At 55.0% G+C, this 16,572-nt stretch carries 15 protein-coding genes; 2 read left to right on the forward strand and 13 right to left on the reverse strand.

Annotation, left to right across the window (positions count from 1 at the left end; translation table 11 throughout):
* Positions 1-6 precede the first annotated feature (6 nt).
* The 10 genes from ACFQPC_RS06930 to ACFQPC_RS06975 all read right to left on the reverse strand — a co-directional run bounded on the left by ACFQPC_RS06930 (position 7) and on the right by ACFQPC_RS06975 (position 11,450).
* Positions 7-1,005 (reverse strand): ABC transporter ATP-binding protein, encoded by a 999-nt coding sequence (locus tag ACFQPC_RS06930; RefSeq protein ID WP_382271058.1) that lies wholly within the window; start codon positions 1,003-1,005, stop codon positions 7-9.
* Positions 1,002-2,063: an ABC transporter ATP-binding protein gene (locus ACFQPC_RS06935; protein ID WP_382271060.1), complete on the reverse strand. Its 1,062-nt coding sequence runs from the start codon at positions 2,061-2,063 to the stop codon at positions 1,002-1,004. The genes ACFQPC_RS06930 and ACFQPC_RS06935 overlap by 4 nt, the downstream gene beginning before the upstream one ends.
* On the reverse strand, positions 2,060-2,956 hold the full coding sequence (locus ACFQPC_RS06940; RefSeq protein WP_382271062.1) for an ABC transporter permease: 897 nt from the start codon (positions 2,954-2,956) through the stop codon (positions 2,060-2,062). Before ACFQPC_RS06940 ends, ACFQPC_RS06935 begins: the two co-directional genes overlap by 4 nt.
* Positions 2,957-2,958: 2 nt before the next feature.
* Positions 2,959-3,909 (reverse strand): ABC transporter permease, encoded by a 951-nt coding sequence (locus tag ACFQPC_RS06945; protein WP_124575073.1) that lies wholly within the window; start codon positions 3,907-3,909, stop codon positions 2,959-2,961.
* 63 nt (positions 3,910-3,972) lie between these two features.
* Positions 3,973-5,580, reverse strand: a complete 1,608-nt coding sequence (locus ACFQPC_RS06950) for an ABC transporter substrate-binding protein (protein ID WP_382271064.1) — start codon at positions 5,578-5,580, stop codon at positions 3,973-3,975.
* A 349-nt stretch (positions 5,581-5,929) separates the two neighbouring features.
* Positions 5,930-7,102, reverse strand: coding sequence for a cystathionine beta-lyase (locus ACFQPC_RS06955; RefSeq protein WP_382271066.1), 1,173 nt, complete (start codon positions 7,100-7,102; stop codon positions 5,930-5,932).
* Between the two features lie 19 nt (positions 7,103-7,121).
* On the reverse strand, positions 7,122-7,610 hold the full coding sequence (locus ACFQPC_RS06960; protein WP_382271068.1) for a hypothetical protein: 489 nt from the start codon (positions 7,608-7,610) through the stop codon (positions 7,122-7,124).
* Positions 7,607-8,968: a 30S ribosomal protein S12 methylthiotransferase RimO gene (gene rimO, locus ACFQPC_RS06965; RefSeq protein ID WP_382271070.1), complete on the reverse strand. Its 1,362-nt coding sequence runs from the start codon at positions 8,966-8,968 to the stop codon at positions 7,607-7,609. Before rimO ends, ACFQPC_RS06960 begins: the two co-directional genes overlap by 4 nt.
* Positions 8,969-9,069: 101 nt before the next feature.
* The gene (gene phaR, locus ACFQPC_RS06970; RefSeq protein ID WP_012079253.1) at positions 9,070-9,642 is read right to left on the reverse strand and encodes a polyhydroxyalkanoate synthesis repressor PhaR; all 573 of its coding nucleotides are present in this window, start codon (positions 9,640-9,642) and stop codon (positions 9,070-9,072) included.
* A gap of 179 nt (positions 9,643-9,821) precedes the next feature.
* Positions 9,822-11,450: a PHA/PHB synthase family protein gene (locus ACFQPC_RS06975; protein ID WP_382271072.1), complete on the reverse strand. Its 1,629-nt coding sequence runs from the start codon at positions 11,448-11,450 to the stop codon at positions 9,822-9,824.
* Between the two features lie 71 nt (positions 11,451-11,521).
* Here ACFQPC_RS06975 and ACFQPC_RS06980 point away from each other — a divergent pair, with 71 nt between their 5' ends.
* Positions 11,522-11,767, forward strand: coding sequence for a hypothetical protein (locus ACFQPC_RS06980; protein WP_382271073.1), 246 nt, complete (start codon positions 11,522-11,524; stop codon positions 11,765-11,767).
* A 17-nt stretch (positions 11,768-11,784) separates the two neighbouring features.
* On the opposite strand, the gene pgeF is transcribed toward ACFQPC_RS06980, so the two are convergent.
* Positions 11,785-12,537: a peptidoglycan editing factor PgeF gene (pgeF, locus tag ACFQPC_RS06985; RefSeq protein ID WP_382271075.1), complete on the reverse strand. Its 753-nt coding sequence runs from the start codon at positions 12,535-12,537 to the stop codon at positions 11,785-11,787.
* A 9-nt stretch (positions 12,538-12,546) separates the two neighbouring features.
* On the reverse strand, positions 12,547-13,527 hold the full coding sequence (locus ACFQPC_RS06990) for an RluA family pseudouridine synthase (protein WP_382271077.1): 981 nt from the start codon (positions 13,525-13,527) through the stop codon (positions 12,547-12,549).
* Between the two features lie 92 nt (positions 13,528-13,619).
* On the opposite strand from ACFQPC_RS06990, the gene ACFQPC_RS06995 reads away from it, so the two are divergent.
* Positions 13,620-14,417, forward strand: a complete 798-nt coding sequence (locus ACFQPC_RS06995; RefSeq protein ID WP_382271079.1) for an outer membrane protein assembly factor BamD — start codon at positions 13,620-13,622, stop codon at positions 14,415-14,417.
* Between the two features lie 70 nt (positions 14,418-14,487).
* On the opposite strand, the gene ACFQPC_RS07000 is transcribed toward ACFQPC_RS06995, so the two are convergent.
* Positions 14,488-16,572 (reverse strand): beta strand repeat-containing protein (locus tag ACFQPC_RS07000; RefSeq protein WP_382271080.1); only part of this gene is annotated, 2,085 nt, incomplete at its 5' end.

Genomic DNA, 16,572 nt, shown 5'->3' on the forward strand with positions numbered 1-16,572 from the left:
CCCTGCTTATGCAGTAGCGAGTTCAGTCTCCTCTTTCAGCAAAGGTGACACCGGATTCCAGCAAGCCAGGCGTTCGCCATTCACTGAAATCACTTGCGGTTTCTCGCTGGTGCATTGCTGCCGCGCATTGCTGCAACGTGGCGCAAAGCTGCAGCCCGGTGGCAAGGCGGACAAATCCGGCGGCGAACCCGGCACGGCCAGCAAAGGCTTGCCGCGATTCTCGGTGCTCACTGTCGATGCCAGCAAGCCGGCCGTGTACGGATGGCGCGGATTATGCACGATGCCGGCCACCGAATTCTCTTCAACAATACGACCGCCATACATCACGGCTATCTTGTCCGCGACTTCGACCGCCGCGCCTATATCGTGGGTGACAAAAATCACCGACATACCGGTTTCCTTTTGCAGCTCGCGCAGCAAGAGCAGAATCTGGATTTGCACCGTCGCATCCAGTGCCGTCGTCGGCTCATCCGCCAACAAAAGCCTGGGCTTGCAAGCCAGCGCCAGCGCGATCATCGCACGTTGGCGCATGCCACCGGAGAGCTCGTGCGGGTATGCATCATAGCGACGGCGTGCTTGCGGTATCTGCACCCGCTCCAGCATTTGCAAGGCACGCTGCATCGCGCTGCGATGGTCCAGCGCTTCATGTGCACGTATTGCTTCGGTGATCTGCTGCCCTATCGTGTACACCGGATCGAAAGCCAGCCCCGGCTCCTGGAACACCATCGATGCCGTACCTCCACGATATGCTTCCAGCTCACGGCCTTTCAGTGCCAGCACATCCATGCCATCCACTTCCATACTGCCACTGATGCGCGTAGTGCGTTGCGGATGCAGGCGCAGCAAGGTACGCAAGCTCACACTCTTGCCGGAACCGGATTCCCCCAGCAAACCCAACACTTCGCCGGCCTGCAAGTCAAAACTAATCTTGTCCAGCGCATGCGCACGGCGATTACCGACAAATTCCACCGTCAAATCACGTACCGATACCAAAGGCTTGCTCATGCTGCCACCTCCATCAAAGTTTGCGTGTGGCCGGATAGCGGATTATTCATATGGCAGGCCACGGTATGCGCAGCGTTACCTGCAGCCGCCATCAGGGCCGGCACCTGCGCCGCGCATACTGTTTCTGCATGTGGGCAACGCTCACGAAAACGGCAACCACTGGGCGGATTGATGGGGTTAGGCGGATCACCGCTGAGTGGCGTATGTTGTGTCCGATTAGCCGGGTCCATCGATGGCACTGCAGACAGCAAGGCGCGCGTATAAGGATGACGCGAGTTGCCGTAGATATCTTCGACCGGCCCCATCTCTACAACCTGGCCCATATACATCACCATCACTTCATCGCTGATGTAATGCACTACGTGCAAATCATGCGAGATGAAGAGATAAGTCAGGTCATGTTCGGCCTTCAGTTCCTGCAACAGATTCAACACCTGCGCCTGCACCGATTTATCCAGTGCCGCGACCGCTTCATCCAGGATCACCAGACGCGGCTCGAAAGCAAGCGCGCGGGCGATATTGACACGCTGGCGCTGACCGCCCGACAGCTCATGCGGATAACGTGTAGCGAACAGCTCGGGCTTGAGTCCTACACGTGTCAGCAAGGCGTGCGCACGTTCGGTAGCCTGCGCTTTCGAAACACCATGCGCTTGCGGACCGTAAGCAACGGTCTCGCTAATCGTCAGGCGCGGATTGAGCGACGCAAAGGAATCCTGAAACACCATTTGCAGGTTGCGCCGGAATTCCTTGAATTCGAGGCCGCCAAATTCAGCCACGCCTTCACCGTCAAAAATCATGCTGCCGCTATCAGGTGTAAGCAAACGTGCGATCAGGCGCGCCGTGGTCGACTTGCCGCAACCGGATTCACCGACTATGCCCAGCGTCTTGCCCTTGGCAACCGAGAAGCTGACACCATCGACTGCGTGCACGAATTTGCGTTCGCGCTGGAACAATTCGCCGCGCACCGGGAAGTATTTCTTCAAATCCTTGATCATCAACAATGGTTGCGCAGGACCGCCCCTATCGCTTGATGCCAGGTTTACAGTTTCTTGTTTCATCGGCGTATATCCATAGCAGAGCGCACGCCATCAGCCAGCAGGTTGAAGCCGATAGACGTAATAAAAATCAGCAAGCCCGGCAAAGCCGCGACCCACGGATTACGGAAAATGGCCGAACGCAAGGTATTCAGCATCAGCCCCCACTCAGGCTCCGGCGGTTTGACGCCGAGGCCGAGGAAGGACAAACCTGCTGCCAAAATCATGCTGACGCTGAGCAAACCGGTCGCATACACAAATACCGGCCCCAATACATTGCCCAGTACGTGCACACGGATAATCGAGAACGCACTCGCACCACTCATGCGCGCCGCTTCGATGTAATCGAGCTTGCGCACCTGGGTCGTCACGCTCTCTGCCACACGCACTACCTGTGGCACAAAGACCAGTGTCAGCGCGAGTATGCTATTCGTCATGCCCGGTCCCAATGCGCCGGAGATGGCGACTGCCAGCAACACCGACGGGAAGGCATAGAACACGTCCAGCACGCGCATGATGACCATGTTCACGCGTCCGCCTACATACCCGGCCAGCAAACCGATAGAGGTACCGATGCCGAAAGCTGCCAATACCGGTGTCACACCCATCAGCAAGGACAAGCGACCGCCGTACATCAGGCGACTCAACATATCGCGCCCCAGTTCATCGGTACCGAGCAGATAGCCTTCGCTACCTATAGGCAGCAGGCGCTTGATCATGCTGCCCTTGTATGGGTCCATAGGCGCCAACCATGGTGCAAACACGGCCGCACATACGATCAGGAACACCACCAGGGCCGCCGTCATTGCGACCGGATCGCGCATCAGCTGGCGCAAGACCTTGCTCCAGTAGCCACGCGCCGGGGTCGGCAGGACGGGAACCGCGACCTGCGATGCAAAATTCAAAGAAAAAGCCATAGTCAACGTCCCATACGTGGGTCAAGCAACGGTTGCAGGATATCGACGATCAGATTCAAGCCGACAAAGAACATGCACAGCACCAGGATCGTGCCTTGCAGCAGCGGCATATCCCGCTGGAAGATCGCAGTGTTCAGCAGGAAGCCGGTACCCGGCCACGCGAACACGGTTTCCACCAGGATGGAACCACCCATCAGGTACCCGATCTGCAAACCGGCGACGGCCAGCACAGTCGGTGCCGTGTTCTTCGCGATATGACGGAAGATGGCGCGATTGCTCAAGCCGCGAGCACGCAGCGCAATCACGAATTCCTGTTCCAGCATATCGGCTACCAGGGCCCGTACCGTGCGCGTGATGATGCCCATGGGAATCACCGCCAGCGTAATCGCCGGAAGTATCAAATGACGTATATGTTCGTAATCCCACAGCCACTCGGACGAGCCGCCGGGTCCTGCCCCCATCGCCGGGAACCAGCCCAGCCAGATGGAAAAAATAATCGTTAATACCAGCCCCAGCCAATAGTGCGGCACGCTCACGCCTATGACCGACAGGAAGGTCGCAATGCGGTCTATCCAGCCGCCGTGCCAGTAACCGGCCAGCGCACCGAGGACACAACCAAACAGCACACCGATGAAACCGGCCACTCCGGCCAGCAGCAGTGTATTGCTGACCGCACTCATGACTTCGGTCACCACCTGACGACCGGATGCGATAGAGGTGCCAAGATCGCCTTGCACTGCACGCAACAACCACATGCCGTATTGGACAGGCACAGGTTTATCGAGGCCGTAGGCGCTCTTCAGTGCGGCGATCACATCAGCAGGTGCATCGGCCGGCGCAATCGCATTCAAGGGATCGCCAGGTGCCAGGTACACCAGCATGAAAGACAACACCGTCACGCTCAACGCAATTGGAATTGCATATAGCAAACGCTTCAAAATATAGGAAAACATGGACAACTTTCAGTGATACAGCAAGGGTGGACGAGGCGTGTACGCCCCGCCCTTCACGCTTTGTTACATACGGATCGTGGTCAGATCCTGGAACCAGTGTTGAGCCTGGATAAAGCCCTTCACTTTTGGCGAAATCACGTGCGGATTGACGTCATGTACTACCCACAGCATCAAGGCATCGTCCACCATCGCCTGGTGCACTTGCGCCAGCAATTTGTCCTGCGCCTTGACGTCGAAGGTGGTGCGGATTTGATCCAGCTCGGCATCCACTTTAGGATTCGACCAGCCCCCCCAGTTCACGCCGTTCGGTGCGACATAACGGCTGTCAGCAAAACGGGTGAGCGCATAGAAAGGATCTGCCGTCACATAACCAAGGTTGATCGCCGTGATGCCCTTGCCTGCGTTGATATCGCCCTTGGCGCCACTACGCCAGTGCAGGTACAGGGTTTCCAGTTCCACTACTTCAAACTGCACCTGGATGCCGATTTCCGCGAGGCTTTGCTGGATGTATTCATTCATAGGCAAGGACAACATCTGGCCGGTACCACCTTGTGCGATGACGATCTTCGCTTTCAATGGCTTGCTTGGGCTGTAACCGGCTTGTGCCATCAGGGCACGTGCAGCAGCGAGGTCATACTTGATTTTGAAAGTCGGTTTGCCGAACCATGGACTGGTCGGATCGAGCTGACCATAAGCAGGTACTGCCAGGCCATTCATCAAGGCCACGATGCCGCTGCGATCGACCGCCAGGTTGGCAGCCTTGCGTACACGGATATCGGTCCATGGCGAACCAGGCTGGGTGCTGAAATGGTAAGGCCAGACGTGTGGTGTCACGTTGGTCACCAGTTTGAAGCCCGAGCTTTTCAGTTGCGGCAAGACATCAGGCGGTGGCGTTTCAATGATGTCGACCTGGCCGTTCAGCAAGGCATTGGCACGTGTCAATGCATCCGGAATCGGCAACAGGATCACGCGATCGGTTTGCGCCAAACGTGATTTATCCCAGTAACCGGCATTCTTGACCAGCTCGGCACGTTCACGCGGCACCAGTTTGTCCAGTTTGAACGGACCGGTACCGGATGCCTGCGAGGCAAACTTGTTCCAGTCGCGACCGAGCTTTTCCCATTGCGCCGGGCTGGAAATCAGGAACCATGGCAATTGGTAAGGAAATAGCGCATCGACTTCCTTGGTCGTGATTTCTACTGCGTAGTCATTCACCTTGCGATACGAGACGATGGATGGAATACGCGGACGTACTTGCGCACTTTGCTTGGCATCGAACTGCGGTGACTTATCGTTCAATACCTTGTCCAGGTTCCACACCACGGCGTCTGCCTTGAAGTCGGAACCATCATGGAATTTCACGCCTTTGCGCAGCGTGAACAACCATTTCTTTTGATCCTTGGGATCAACCTTCCATTCGGTTGCCAGGCCGGGGATCAGCTTGCCCGGACGTGTACCGATATTCGCTTCCCACGCGATCAGCGGATCGTAAATCGTGTGACCTGTAAATTGATAAGCACCAGCACCGCGATCCGGCTGGCCTGTAGTCAGCGGAATATCCGCCATCGAAATCCCGTAGCGTGCTACTGTTTCGGCATGTACTCCCGAATGCAGTGCCAGCGCGACTGGAACCACCATCAACCATCGTGCAACCCATTTGTCCAACGCCATAACAATCTCCCAGTAAATAAGCCACCAAAACAATGTGACATGCCAGAGATAAGCACGTGGCATGCCAACCCTTGTCCGGATGGAAGATTGCACTCTGACAAGCTGCTTAAATCCTTTCTTTTACTGAGCAATTTTCGTACTCGGCCCTGGGCGATCTTTTGGCCGAATACGCGCAATCGTGATGCGCATATCGCTACGAGCACCGTTTTGGCACAAACGGCTTGCCCAATCTTGGGGGCGTGCTTTGGTGCAGCGCTTGTGAACGGGAGACAGATGAAAAGCATGCGGAAAATAAAAAAGCACCCGGTGCGGGTGCTCTCTATTCGCCTGAAAATCAGTTTGCTTAGTATCAGGCCTGCATCGCCTTGAACGCTTGTTCGATATCGGCAATCAGGTCTTGCGGATCTTCCAGGCCGATATTCAAACGTACCAGCTGTCCCTGATGCGGCCAGTTGCTGCGCATATGCTGCATCCGGTACGGCACCGCCAGGCTGTGCACGCCCCCCCAGCTGAAACCGATCTTGAAGAGTTGCAGGCTGTCGACAAAGCGATCCGTCTGCGCTTCGCTGTAACGGGGATCGAACACAACTGAAAACAAACCGCCGGCACCGCTGAAGTCGCGCTGCCAGATCGCGTGCCCTGGGCATTCCGGCAAAGCCGGATGTAATACAGCAGCGATTTCCGGCCGCGCCTGCAGCCAGGCAGCCACGGTCCGCGCCGCCGCATCATGCGCTTCGAAGCGCAATTTCATAGTCGGCAGGCTGCGTAATACCAGATAGACGTCATCGGCAGCCACACCAAAACCAAGACGCATATGCGCCGTTTCCAGGCGCTGGTTCAAGGCCTTGTCTTGCGTAATCACGGCGCCCATCAAGACGTCAGAACCGCCGGACTGATACTTGGTCAGCGCCTGCATAATGATGTCCACGCCCAGTTCGAAGCCGCGCAAGGCGAGGCCGGCCGCCCAGGTATTGTCCAGTGCCACCAGCACGCCTTTCGCATGCGCGGCCTGGCAGATGGCCGGCAAATCCGGTACTTCCATCGAGACCGAACCCGGTGCCTCGGTCCAGATCAGGCGTGTATTCGGCTGGATCAGCCCGGCGATGCCGCTGCCTATCAGCGGATCGTAGTAGCGTGCGGTGATGCCGAAATCCTGCTGCAGCCAGTTGGCCAGCTCGCGGTTCGGGTTATAGACGTTATCCGGGATCAGTACATCGTCGCCGCTTTTGAGGAAGGCGAAATCGACCAGGGCAATTGCTGCCAGCCCGCTAGGAGCCAATACGCAATGCTTGCCGTCTTCTATCGCGGCCAGTCGTGCTTCCAGCGTGAAGGTGGTCGGCGTGCCATGCAAGCCGTAGGTGTAGGCATTCTTGTCTTGCCAGTTGCGTGAACGCATGCTGGCGACATCCTTGAACAGGACGGTGGACGCGTGATGGATGGCTTGCGGCAGTGCGGAGAACCCATCCGGGGCGCGATAGTCATTGTGGATCAATGCCGTCTGTAACGAAGTACGGTCAGTCACGCGCGCTCCCGGAGGTGAATTATGGTTTGGCGGTATTGCTTGCGGCTTTCTTCGCAGCGTGCGCTGGTGCAGCGGCAGGCTTTTGCACGACGGCTTTCAAGGTGAATGGTTTGGTGATCGTGCCATCCGCAGACATCCAGCTACCAACCAGGCTGTCGCCTTCCAGCTTACCATCCCATTGACCGGAAATATTGGTACCGTTTTCCGATTCTTCCATGAAGAGCTGATTGCCTTCGATTTCACCTGCCAACAGGATTTTGTGCGAGTTACCGAAGATGAAGTATTCGCCTTCTATACCTTCATCGATATCGGCTTTCGGGCGGATATTGACTTGCACATTGATGTCGCCGACCACGCCACGGAAAAATACCGGTTTGTGGAACAGCACCGGCACGTTGCTGCCTGGTACAGGTGCCGCTTGCGCTGCAGGCGCAGCACCTTGTGCTGATACGCCGGTGCTGACTGCTGCCAGCGCGATCAGGGTACTCAGTAAAACTTTTTTCATCATGCTTCGGCCCACAAATCATGTGCATCGGCGCCGGTGATTTTGACGTCGATGAATTCACCTACTTTTAATTTCAGATGCGGTTCATACGGTGGTTTGACGTAGACCACGCCATCGATTTCCGGTGCATCAGCAGCTGAACGTGCAACGCCACCATTGCGATTGACTTCATCCACCAGGACGCGCATGGTCTTGCCTACTTTGGCTTGCAGGCGCTTCTTGGAAATTTCTTCCTGCAGCAACATGACGCGGCCGCGACGTTCTTCGCGCACTTCTTCCGGCACGGCATTCGGCAAGTCGTTGGCGGTCGCGCCTTCTACCGGCGAATAAGCAAAGCAGCCGAGGCGGTCGATTTCGGCTTCTTTCAGGAAGTCGAGCAGGTATTCAAATTCGGCTTCAGTCTCACCGGGGAAACCCGCGATAAAGGTGGAACGTATCGTCAGGTCCGGACACATCGCACGCCAGGCCTGGATGCGTTCGATATTTTTTTCACCACTGGCCGGACGCTTCATGCGTTTCAATACATCCGGATGCGCGTGCTGCAGCGGCACGTCGAGGTAAGGCAGGATCTTGCCTTCGGCCATCATCGGGATGATAGCGTCCACGTGCGGATATGGATAAACATAGTGCAAACGTACCCATGCACCGTATTGCTTGGCCAGTTCGCCCAGTGCTTCAACCAGTTGTGTCATATGGGTCTTGACCGGCTTGCCGTTCCAGAAGCCCATGCGGAATTTCACGTCCACGCCATAAGCGCTGGTGTCTTGCGAAATCACCAGCAACTCCTTGACGCCGGCCTTGAACAGGTTTTCCGCTTCCAGCATGACATCGGCAATCGGGCGCGATACGAGGTCGCCGCGCATCGATGGGATGATGCAAAAACTGCAACGATGGTTGCAACCTTCGGAAATTTTCAGATAGGCAAAATGCTTGGGCGTCAGCTTGATGCCTTGCGCCGGCACCAGGTCGATGAAAGGTGCATGCGGCTTGGGCATGTGTTTGTGGACGGCATCCATCACTTCGCCCAGCGCATGCGGGCCGGTGACAGCCAATACCTTGGGGTGGACTTTCTGGATGATGTCGTCGCCGTCTGCGTCTTTCTTGGCGCCGAGGCAACCGGTGACGATGACTTTACCGTTTTCATGCAGGGCTTCACCTATCGCGTCCAGTGATTCCTGTACCGCGGCATCAATGAAGCCGCAAGTATTGACGATCACCAGATCTGCGCCGTCGTAGGACTTGGCAGTGTCATAACCTTCAGCGCGCAGCTGGGTAAGGATTTGTTCTGAGTCGACCAGGGCTTTCGGGCATCCGAGGGAAACGAAGCCGATTTTGGGTGTTGCTTGAAGAGCGTTGGTCATGGCTGAGGCGGGCAAAAAGCTGGCAATAGAAGCGAAGCCGCTATTGTACCCTTTTGCCTGCCACGCCCGCCACATGCACTGCGACGGGCGGACGGATCAGCTTACTTGTTGTTTTTATCGCCAGGAGGTGGCGCTGGCGGGGCAAACGGGAAGGCGCCGAACATGTTTTTCGACTGGGTTTGCATTTGTTCCTGCATTTGCACGAACAGGCTTTTGCTCTGTTCTATGTAATTGCTCATCATGCCTTGCATGATGGGGCCTTGCACATTCATGAACTGGGTCCACATCTCCGGACTGAAAGGCTTGCCTTCGTACAGGTCCTTGGAGTTTTCGGTCAGCTTGTTTTGGATATCGATGAAGGCCTGGATATTCTTTTCCAGGTAAGAACCCATCATGCCCTGCATCGCGTGGCCATAGTAGCGAATGATTTGCGACAAGGCAGCGCTGGAAAACATGGGCGAACCATTAGCTTCCTCTTCCAGGATGATCTGCAACAGGATGCTACGCGTCAAATCTTCATCGGTCTTCGCATCGAGCACGGAAAACTGCTCGCTATCCAGTACCAACTGTTTGACATCGGCGAGCGTAATGTAAGAACTCGTTTGCGTGTCATACAGACGACGGTTTGGATATTTCTTAATCAAGCGCTCGGAGATTTTTTTTGTACTCGTCATCAGTCTTCCCAACTTGTAGCGTCACAACGCGTTTATATCAATCAACCAAAAAAGGCCAACGGAGTCTACCTCGACAATTCATTATAGTGCGAAAAAACAAAGGTTTACGCAACATTACGCGACACCTTGACTTACCTCAAGAAGTACGATTTCCCATCCCGGTACGCCACGGCGACCATTTACGCCGCTTTTGCCTTTACGTAACGGCCGGGCGCGGCTTCTATCGGTTTGAATTTGGCATTACCCAATTTGCTCCGCGCCTTCACCTGCTTGCCGGAATGACTGGCCAGGAATTCAGTCCAGGCCGGCCACCAGCTGCCTGCCACCTCTTGTGCGCCGGCCAGCCACGACAGCGCATCCAGCCCGTCCTGCATATCATTGACCCAATATTGCCGCCGACTCTTGCCGGGGGGATTGATGACACCGGCAATATGTCCGGCAGCCCCGAGTACAAAACGATTCTGTTGCGGCTTTTTACGATTGAGGATGTTGACTGATTCATATGCACTGGTCCACGGCACGATATGGTCTTCGCGCGAACCGTAGATAAAACTCGGCGCATCAATCTGGCGCAAATCTATAGGCTTGCCACCCAACATGAATTTGCCGAATTGCTTCAAATTGTTTTCCAGATAAGTATTGCGTACATACCAGCAATACATCGGGCCGGGCAGATTGGTACTGTCGGCATTCCAGTACAGCATATCGAAGGGAGCAGGATTTTCCCCTTTCAGGTAATTCGATGCGACGTAATTCCAGATCAGTTCATTTGAACGCAAGCTGGCAAATGCCGCATTGAAATCCAGTCCTTTCATCAAACCGCCGCTACCGATCTCCTGCTCGATCTCTTTGATCTTGCCCTCGTCGATATACACATCGAGGATGCCGGTATCGGAAAAATCCAGGAAAGTCGTCAGCAAAGTCAGGCTGGCAGCCGGCTCTTCGCCGCGTGCGCAAGCCAGCGCCAGCGCATTGGTCAGCATCGTGCCACCGACGCAAAAGCCCAGCACATTGATTTTGTCCTGACGCGTGATGGCTTTGGCGACATCCATCGCCTGCAATACGCCATCCTCGATGTAATCGTTCCACGTCGCATGTGCGATCGTGGCGTCGGCATTGCGCCATGAAATCAGGAAGACCGTATGGCCCTGCTCCACCGCATAGCGCACGAAAGAGTTATGCGCCTGCAAATCGAGTATGTAATATTTATTGATGCATGGCGGCACCAACAACAAGGGGCGCTCATAGACGGTAGGCGTCAGCGGCTTGTATTGCAGCAGCTGGAATAAATCATTTTCAAACACCACCGCGCCTTCGGTGATCGCCACGTTGCGACCCACTTCAAAGGCGGTTTCATCGCTTTGCGAAATGCGGCCTTTTTGCATGTCTTCAAACAAATGCTTGAGCCCGTTCGTCAGGCTCGCACCTTTGGTCTCGATCAGCTTTTGCTGCGCTTCCGGATTCGAAAACAGGAAGTTCGCTGGCGACATTGCATTCACCATTTGTTCCACAGCGAAACGGATTTTTTGCTTGGCTTTGGGAGGTATTTGTACCGCATCCGCCATTGCGGCGAGGAATTTGGCATTCAACAGATAGGCGGCCGCATTGAAGGCGTGCATAGTGCTGGATTGCCAGGCCGGATCGGCAAAGCGCTTATCGGCAATCGGCGGCACCTGTGAATTCAGCATCTGCTGCCATAGGGTCATGAACTGCTGTGCGTAATCATTTTGCAGTTGCGTCGCCACTGCCGGATCTATCCCCATCCCGGGTCCAAACATTGAATGGGGGGAAGATTGCTGCTGATTCATGCTCGCTCCTCGCTTTTTCGCCGCTTTTTCAAGTATCTTTGCGGTTTGAATTCAATCCACCGCAGATATCTATGTACATCATCGCCATCGCCTGGATCTATGTCGTCTTTATGATGGCGATCACGGAAACTTCGATCGTTGCCGGGATTATGACTTTTTTACTCTATGGTGTCTTGCCCGTTACGATTATTGTATACGTGATGGGCACCGGACAACGCAAGCGCAAACGTCATGCGCAGGAAATGCAGCGCCGCGCAGAAATTCAAAAATCGGAGGAGGCGAAAGCGGCTGCGAGCGAACCTCCATCTCAAACCTGAAGTAACAACAAAGCGGCTTACCTGAGCCAGATCAGCGCCGCCATACGACCGGTCACGCCATCGCGACGATAAGAATAAAAACGTTGCGGATCGCTGACCGTACAGGCATTGCCACCAGTGACTTTGCTGACGCCGAGTGTGGCTAAAGCCATGCGTGCCAACTGATAAATATCCGCCAGGTATTTGCCCGGCTTATCAGTTATCGCTTTGAAAGCCGTCGCTGCCGCCGGATCTTTCGCGACGAAGGCCTGCAACACATCTTCCGCTACTTCGAATTGCTGCGGACCGATCGCCGGCCCCAGCCATGCATGTATGGTTTCAGCCCCTGCCGCACGCATTTGCGCCACCGTATTATCCAGAATCCCGGCCGCCAAACCGCGCCAGCCGGCATGTGCAGCAGCGACAACCCGACCGGCCGTATCGGCAAACAGCACCGGCAGGCAATCTGCCGTCATGATCGCGCACACTACGCCCGGCTCGGTAGTAAAACTCGCGTCGGCTTCCGGCGCACCGACAACCTGTGCAGCATCCAGCACGATCGTACCGTGCACTTGCGTCAGCCAGGCCGGTTCAGCCGGCAACTGGCGCCGGATTTGCGCGCGATTGTGTTCTACATTGGCCAGCACGTCGCCGACATGTACGCCAAGGTTTAAACCACCACCACCCTCGCCGTCGTCATAAGGAGCAGCACTGATTCCGCAAGGACGCGTCGTCGCCAGTGCGCCGACTGCCGGCAGGGACATACCCCATTGTGGAAGAATCAGCTCCATGCCGCCTGCTTAGTAAGTTTTGATACCGGCGCGTGCGATCAGCCCGGCAAAATCTTCCGGCACTTCGCTGGACCATTCCACCGCCTCGCCACTGACCGGGTGGATCAGTCCGAGCCGACGCGCATGCAAGGCCTGGCGCGGGAAGACCGTGGTCAAATGCTGCTTGCCGTACAAGCCGTCACCGACCAATGCAAAGCCTATCGATTGCATATGCACACGGATCTGGTGGGTACGACCGGTTTCCAGCCGGCATAGCATCAGGCTGACCGGACGACCATCCAGCATACCGGTTGCGAGGCGTTGGAAATGGGTGACTGCAGGTTTGGCCGTGAGGTTTTCGGAAACCGCCATCTTGATGCGATCACGGGCATGACGACCAATGGATGCATCTATCTTGCCGTTGATATTCGGCGTGCCCCATACCAGCGCCAGGTATTCACGCTTTACGGTACGCGCCTGCAACTGGCGCACCAGGTCGGTATGCGCAATCAGGGTCTTGGCGACCACCATCAAGCCACTGGTGTCCTTATCCAGGCGATGCACGATACCGGCACGCGGCACGCCGGAAATTGATGGCAAATAATGCAATAAACCATTGAGCAAGGTGCCGGACCAATTACCTGCGGCCGGATGTACGACCAGACCTGCAGGTTTATTGATTACCAGCATTTCCGCATCTTCGTGGACGATGGCCAGATCCATGGCTTCAGGCTTGAAAGCCTCTTCTTCCGGCGCTGGTTGCGGGTAAATAACAACTTTTTCATCGCCATAAACCGTCATTTTCGCGCGGGCAACTTCGCCATCGACGCTGACGTGGCCACCATCTATCCATTGCTGCAAACGGCTACGGGAATACTGCGGAACCAGGGTCGAAAGAACCTTGTCCAAACGGACGCCGCAGACTTCAGGGGTCAAATCCAGTTCGATCGGGGGTAATTCCAGCGCCAGGTCGTCGCCATCATCCACGCCCTCCAAATCACTTTCAGGCATGGTTTTATTCAAAATCGGTGTATCGGTTGGTATCACTACAAGTCCCATCGGCTATAATCATTCATTGTCTAGCGGCATTCTCGCGAAATCTCATGCAAAAACCAATGCTAAAAATTACCATCGTCGCTCTCGCCTTCCTACTGTCCGCATGTAGCCTCACACCCGACAAATTCGACGAGACCAAAAACTGGTCTCCATCCAAATTATACTCGGAGGCTCGTGAAGAGATGAACGTAGGTGACTACGCCAAGGCTGTCTCCCACTTCGAAAAGCTGGAATCACGGTATCCGTTCGGTACTTATGCGCAACAGGCACAGATGGAAATCGCCTATGCCTATTACCGACAAGGCGACCAGCCACAGGCTTTGGCCGCCGTGGAGCGCTTCATCAAGCTGCATCCGGACCATCCTAACGTCGACTACATGTACTACCTGCGTGGCCTGATCAACTTCAACGATAAAGTCGGTATATTTGACTTTGTGTCACGCCAGGACCCGACCGAACGCGATCCGAAAGCCGCACGTGAAGCCTTCGATTCCTTCAAATTGCTGACTGAACGCTTCCCGGACAGCAAGTACACCCCTGACGCCAACGCCCGCCTGGCCTACCTGGTCAACAGCATGGCGCAATACGATGTACACGTAGCAAATTATTACTACCGTCGTGGTGCTTACCTGGCCGCTGTCAACCGGGCGCAATCAGCAGTGAAAAATTATCCGGGCGCACCGGCAGTGGAAGGTGCGTTGTACGTGATGATCCGGTCCTATGACGCACTCAACCTGCCGCAACTGCGTGACGATGCGGAGCGCGTGATGAAGACCAACTTCCCTGACAGCGTCTACTTCCGTGGTGGTCCGAAAAAGGACGATCCTTGGTGGAAAGTCTGGTAACCGTCATAAGTTAAGCACCCATAAAAAAGCCTCGCATTGCGAGGCTTTTTTGTGGCGCAAGGAAACGATCTTAAGCGTACAGGAAATTAATGCGCGCCACTTCCGTGGTATTGCTCGCGTCGTAAAAAGCAAAGTAACCATTACCTGCTACGGCATTACCTGATACTTTCAGCGTATCGCCTCCATCCATTCGAACGGTAAGCTGGTTATTCACGCCCATATTAATAACATCCTGCGCAGTAAACGTCAGGGTCGTAGATACACTATCACGCACGTCCAGCGTGGTAATGCCGCTTGCCTTATAGGTATTTGGTGCGGTACCGGCCAGGAAGGTAGTCATATTCAGGTTTGACAGCAAGCCATCTATCCTCAAGGTATCCGCGCCATCGCCACCGGTAATATGATCCACATTGGCAATCGTGGAGCCGTCTGCACCAACCTTTACCCAGAAAAGATCATCGCCGGCACCACCAATCAGCGTATTGTGGCCACCCAAACGTCCGTCCAGGGTGTCATTGCCGGCACCACCATCGAGAATATTGGTAGTGTTGACACCAAGCGCCGTCAAAATGTTGGCTAGGCCATCACCGGTCAGATTGCTATCAACAAATGCACTACCGGTTAAATTTTCGATGGATGTATATCGATCGCCATTCGCATCACCGCCGGTACCCTGGCCGGTGAGCAGGTTCGCCACGATAGGCTGGCCGGTCGAAAACTGATAACTTACCGTATCGTTACCGCCAGTGCCGCCATTAAAATTATTGGCAGCCGCACTTGCATAAAACAGATCGTTGCCGGCGGTCCCGATGACGTTTTCTATACTCACATAGCTATCACCTTGGGCATAGCCACCTGTACCAGTGCCATTAAACAAGTTGACCGTCACCCCAACCGCTCCAGAAGCAGAATAATCAACGGTATCACTACCGGCGCTGCCGCCGTTAAAGACACTGGCAGTACTGTTGGCGACGAAGGTATCGTTAAACGCACTGCCCACCACATTCTGGATACCGACATAAGTATCGCCGGCAGCGAAACCGAATGTGCCCACGCCGGTATTCAGATTGACCGTCACGCCTAAATCTGAATATTGATAATTTACGGTATCAACACCACCATTCCCGGTAAATATATTCGCTTCATTACTTGCGTAAAATATATCGTTGGACGTGCTACCGATGACATTCTGGATGCCGGAGAATGTATCACCATAGGCCTCGCTACCGACCGCCGAACCAATCGCATTACCGTTGAATAAATCAATAGTCACGCCGAGACTGGAACCGGCATAGTTAATCGTATTATTTGTCCCCAGGCCATACATTTTGTCGGCACCCAAACCACCGGTCAGTATCGAACCGCCTGCCGTCAAACCAGTCAGGGTATCGTCGTAATCAGAACCCGTCAGGTTTTCAATGCTGATGTAGACATCGTTCGTCGCATTGCCGGCCGAACCGGTGGTCGTATTCAGGTTGGCGATCACCGCCGCGCCGGAACCCGCATAGCTGACGGTATCATTGCCCGCGCCACCATTAAAGATATTAACCTTGCCGTTAGCGATAAACGTATCGTTGAGGGAACTGCCGATTAGATTATCGATATCGGTTAATGTATCGCCCGCCGCATGACCATTAGCGCCCACGCCCGTCAACAGATTGACCGTCACGCCCACGTTGGAGCCGGCATAGCTTGCATAGGTATTGGCACTGTTGGCCGCGATACCAATCAAGGTATCGTTACCAAGTCCGCCTGTCAGTACGGTCGTGCCGGTTGAGGCACCAATCAATGTGTCATTGCCTGTACCACCTATCGCATTCTGGATATTGGTATAGGTATCGCCCGCTGCGAAACCGCCGCTGCCGGTATTTGCAGCAACGCCACTCATTAATTGCGAGGAAAGATTAACTTTCACGGCAACACTCTGTCCGGCATAGCTCACTGTATTCGAACCGCCACCGCCGTCGAAATTATTCGCTGCAGCACTGGCAATGAAGGTATCGTCACCGCTGCCACCAGTCGCATCCTGGATATTGGTATAAGTATCGCCCTGCGCATTTCCACCCAGGCCGGTCCCTGCTATCAGGTTAATTGTCAGATTAGCCGTATCGCCGGCATAGCTGACGCGGTTATGCAGCGTGCCAAGGCCACCATC

The sequence above is a fragment of the Herminiimonas glaciei genome, from assembly GCF_042664955.1.
GTDB lineage: Bacteria > Pseudomonadota > Gammaproteobacteria > Burkholderiales > Burkholderiaceae_D > Oxalicibacterium > Oxalicibacterium glaciei.

Excerpts from the sequence above, each read along its gene's own strand:
- ACFQPC_RS06945 (WP_124575073.1), bottom strand. The coding sequence starts at position 3,909 with ATGTTTTCCTATATTTTGAAGCGTTTGCTATATGCAATTCCAATTGCG.
- phaR (WP_012079253.1), bottom strand. The coding sequence starts at position 9,642 with ATGACGAGTACAAAAAAAATCTCCGAGCGCTTGATTAAGAAATATCCA.
- pgeF (WP_382271075.1), bottom strand. The coding sequence starts at position 12,537 with ATGGAGCTGATTCTTCCACAATGGGGTATGTCCCTGCCGGCAGTCGGC.
- ACFQPC_RS06990 (WP_382271077.1), bottom strand. The coding sequence starts at position 13,527 with ATGCCTGAAAGTGATTTGGAGGGCGTGGATGATGGCGACGACCTGGCG.
- rimO (WP_382271070.1), bottom strand. The coding sequence starts at position 8,968 with ATGACCAACGCTCTTCAAGCAACACCCAAAATCGGCTTCGTTTCCCTC.
- ACFQPC_RS06930 (WP_382271058.1), bottom strand. The coding sequence starts at position 1,005 with ATGAGCAAGCCTTTGGTATCGGTACGTGATTTGACGGTGGAATTTGTC.
- ACFQPC_RS06935 (WP_382271060.1), bottom strand. The coding sequence starts at position 2,063 with ATGAAACAAGAAACTGTAAACCTGGCATCAAGCGATAGGGGCGGTCCT.
- ACFQPC_RS06960 (WP_382271068.1), bottom strand. The coding sequence starts at position 7,610 with ATGATGAAAAAAGTTTTACTGAGTACCCTGATCGCGCTGGCAGCAGTC.
- ACFQPC_RS06950 (WP_382271064.1), bottom strand. The coding sequence starts at position 5,580 with ATGGCGTTGGACAAATGGGTTGCACGATGGTTGATGGTGGTTCCAGTC.
- ACFQPC_RS06940 (WP_382271062.1), bottom strand. The coding sequence starts at position 2,956 with ATGGCTTTTTCTTTGAATTTTGCATCGCAGGTCGCGGTTCCCGTCCTG.
- ACFQPC_RS06995 (WP_382271079.1), top strand. The coding sequence starts at position 13,620 with ATGCAAAAACCAATGCTAAAAATTACCATCGTCGCTCTCGCCTTCCTA.
- ACFQPC_RS06975 (WP_382271072.1), bottom strand. The coding sequence starts at position 11,450 with ATGAATCAGCAGCAATCTTCCCCCCATTCAATGTTTGGACCCGGGATG.
- ACFQPC_RS06980 (WP_382271073.1), top strand. The coding sequence starts at position 11,522 with ATGTACATCATCGCCATCGCCTGGATCTATGTCGTCTTTATGATGGCG.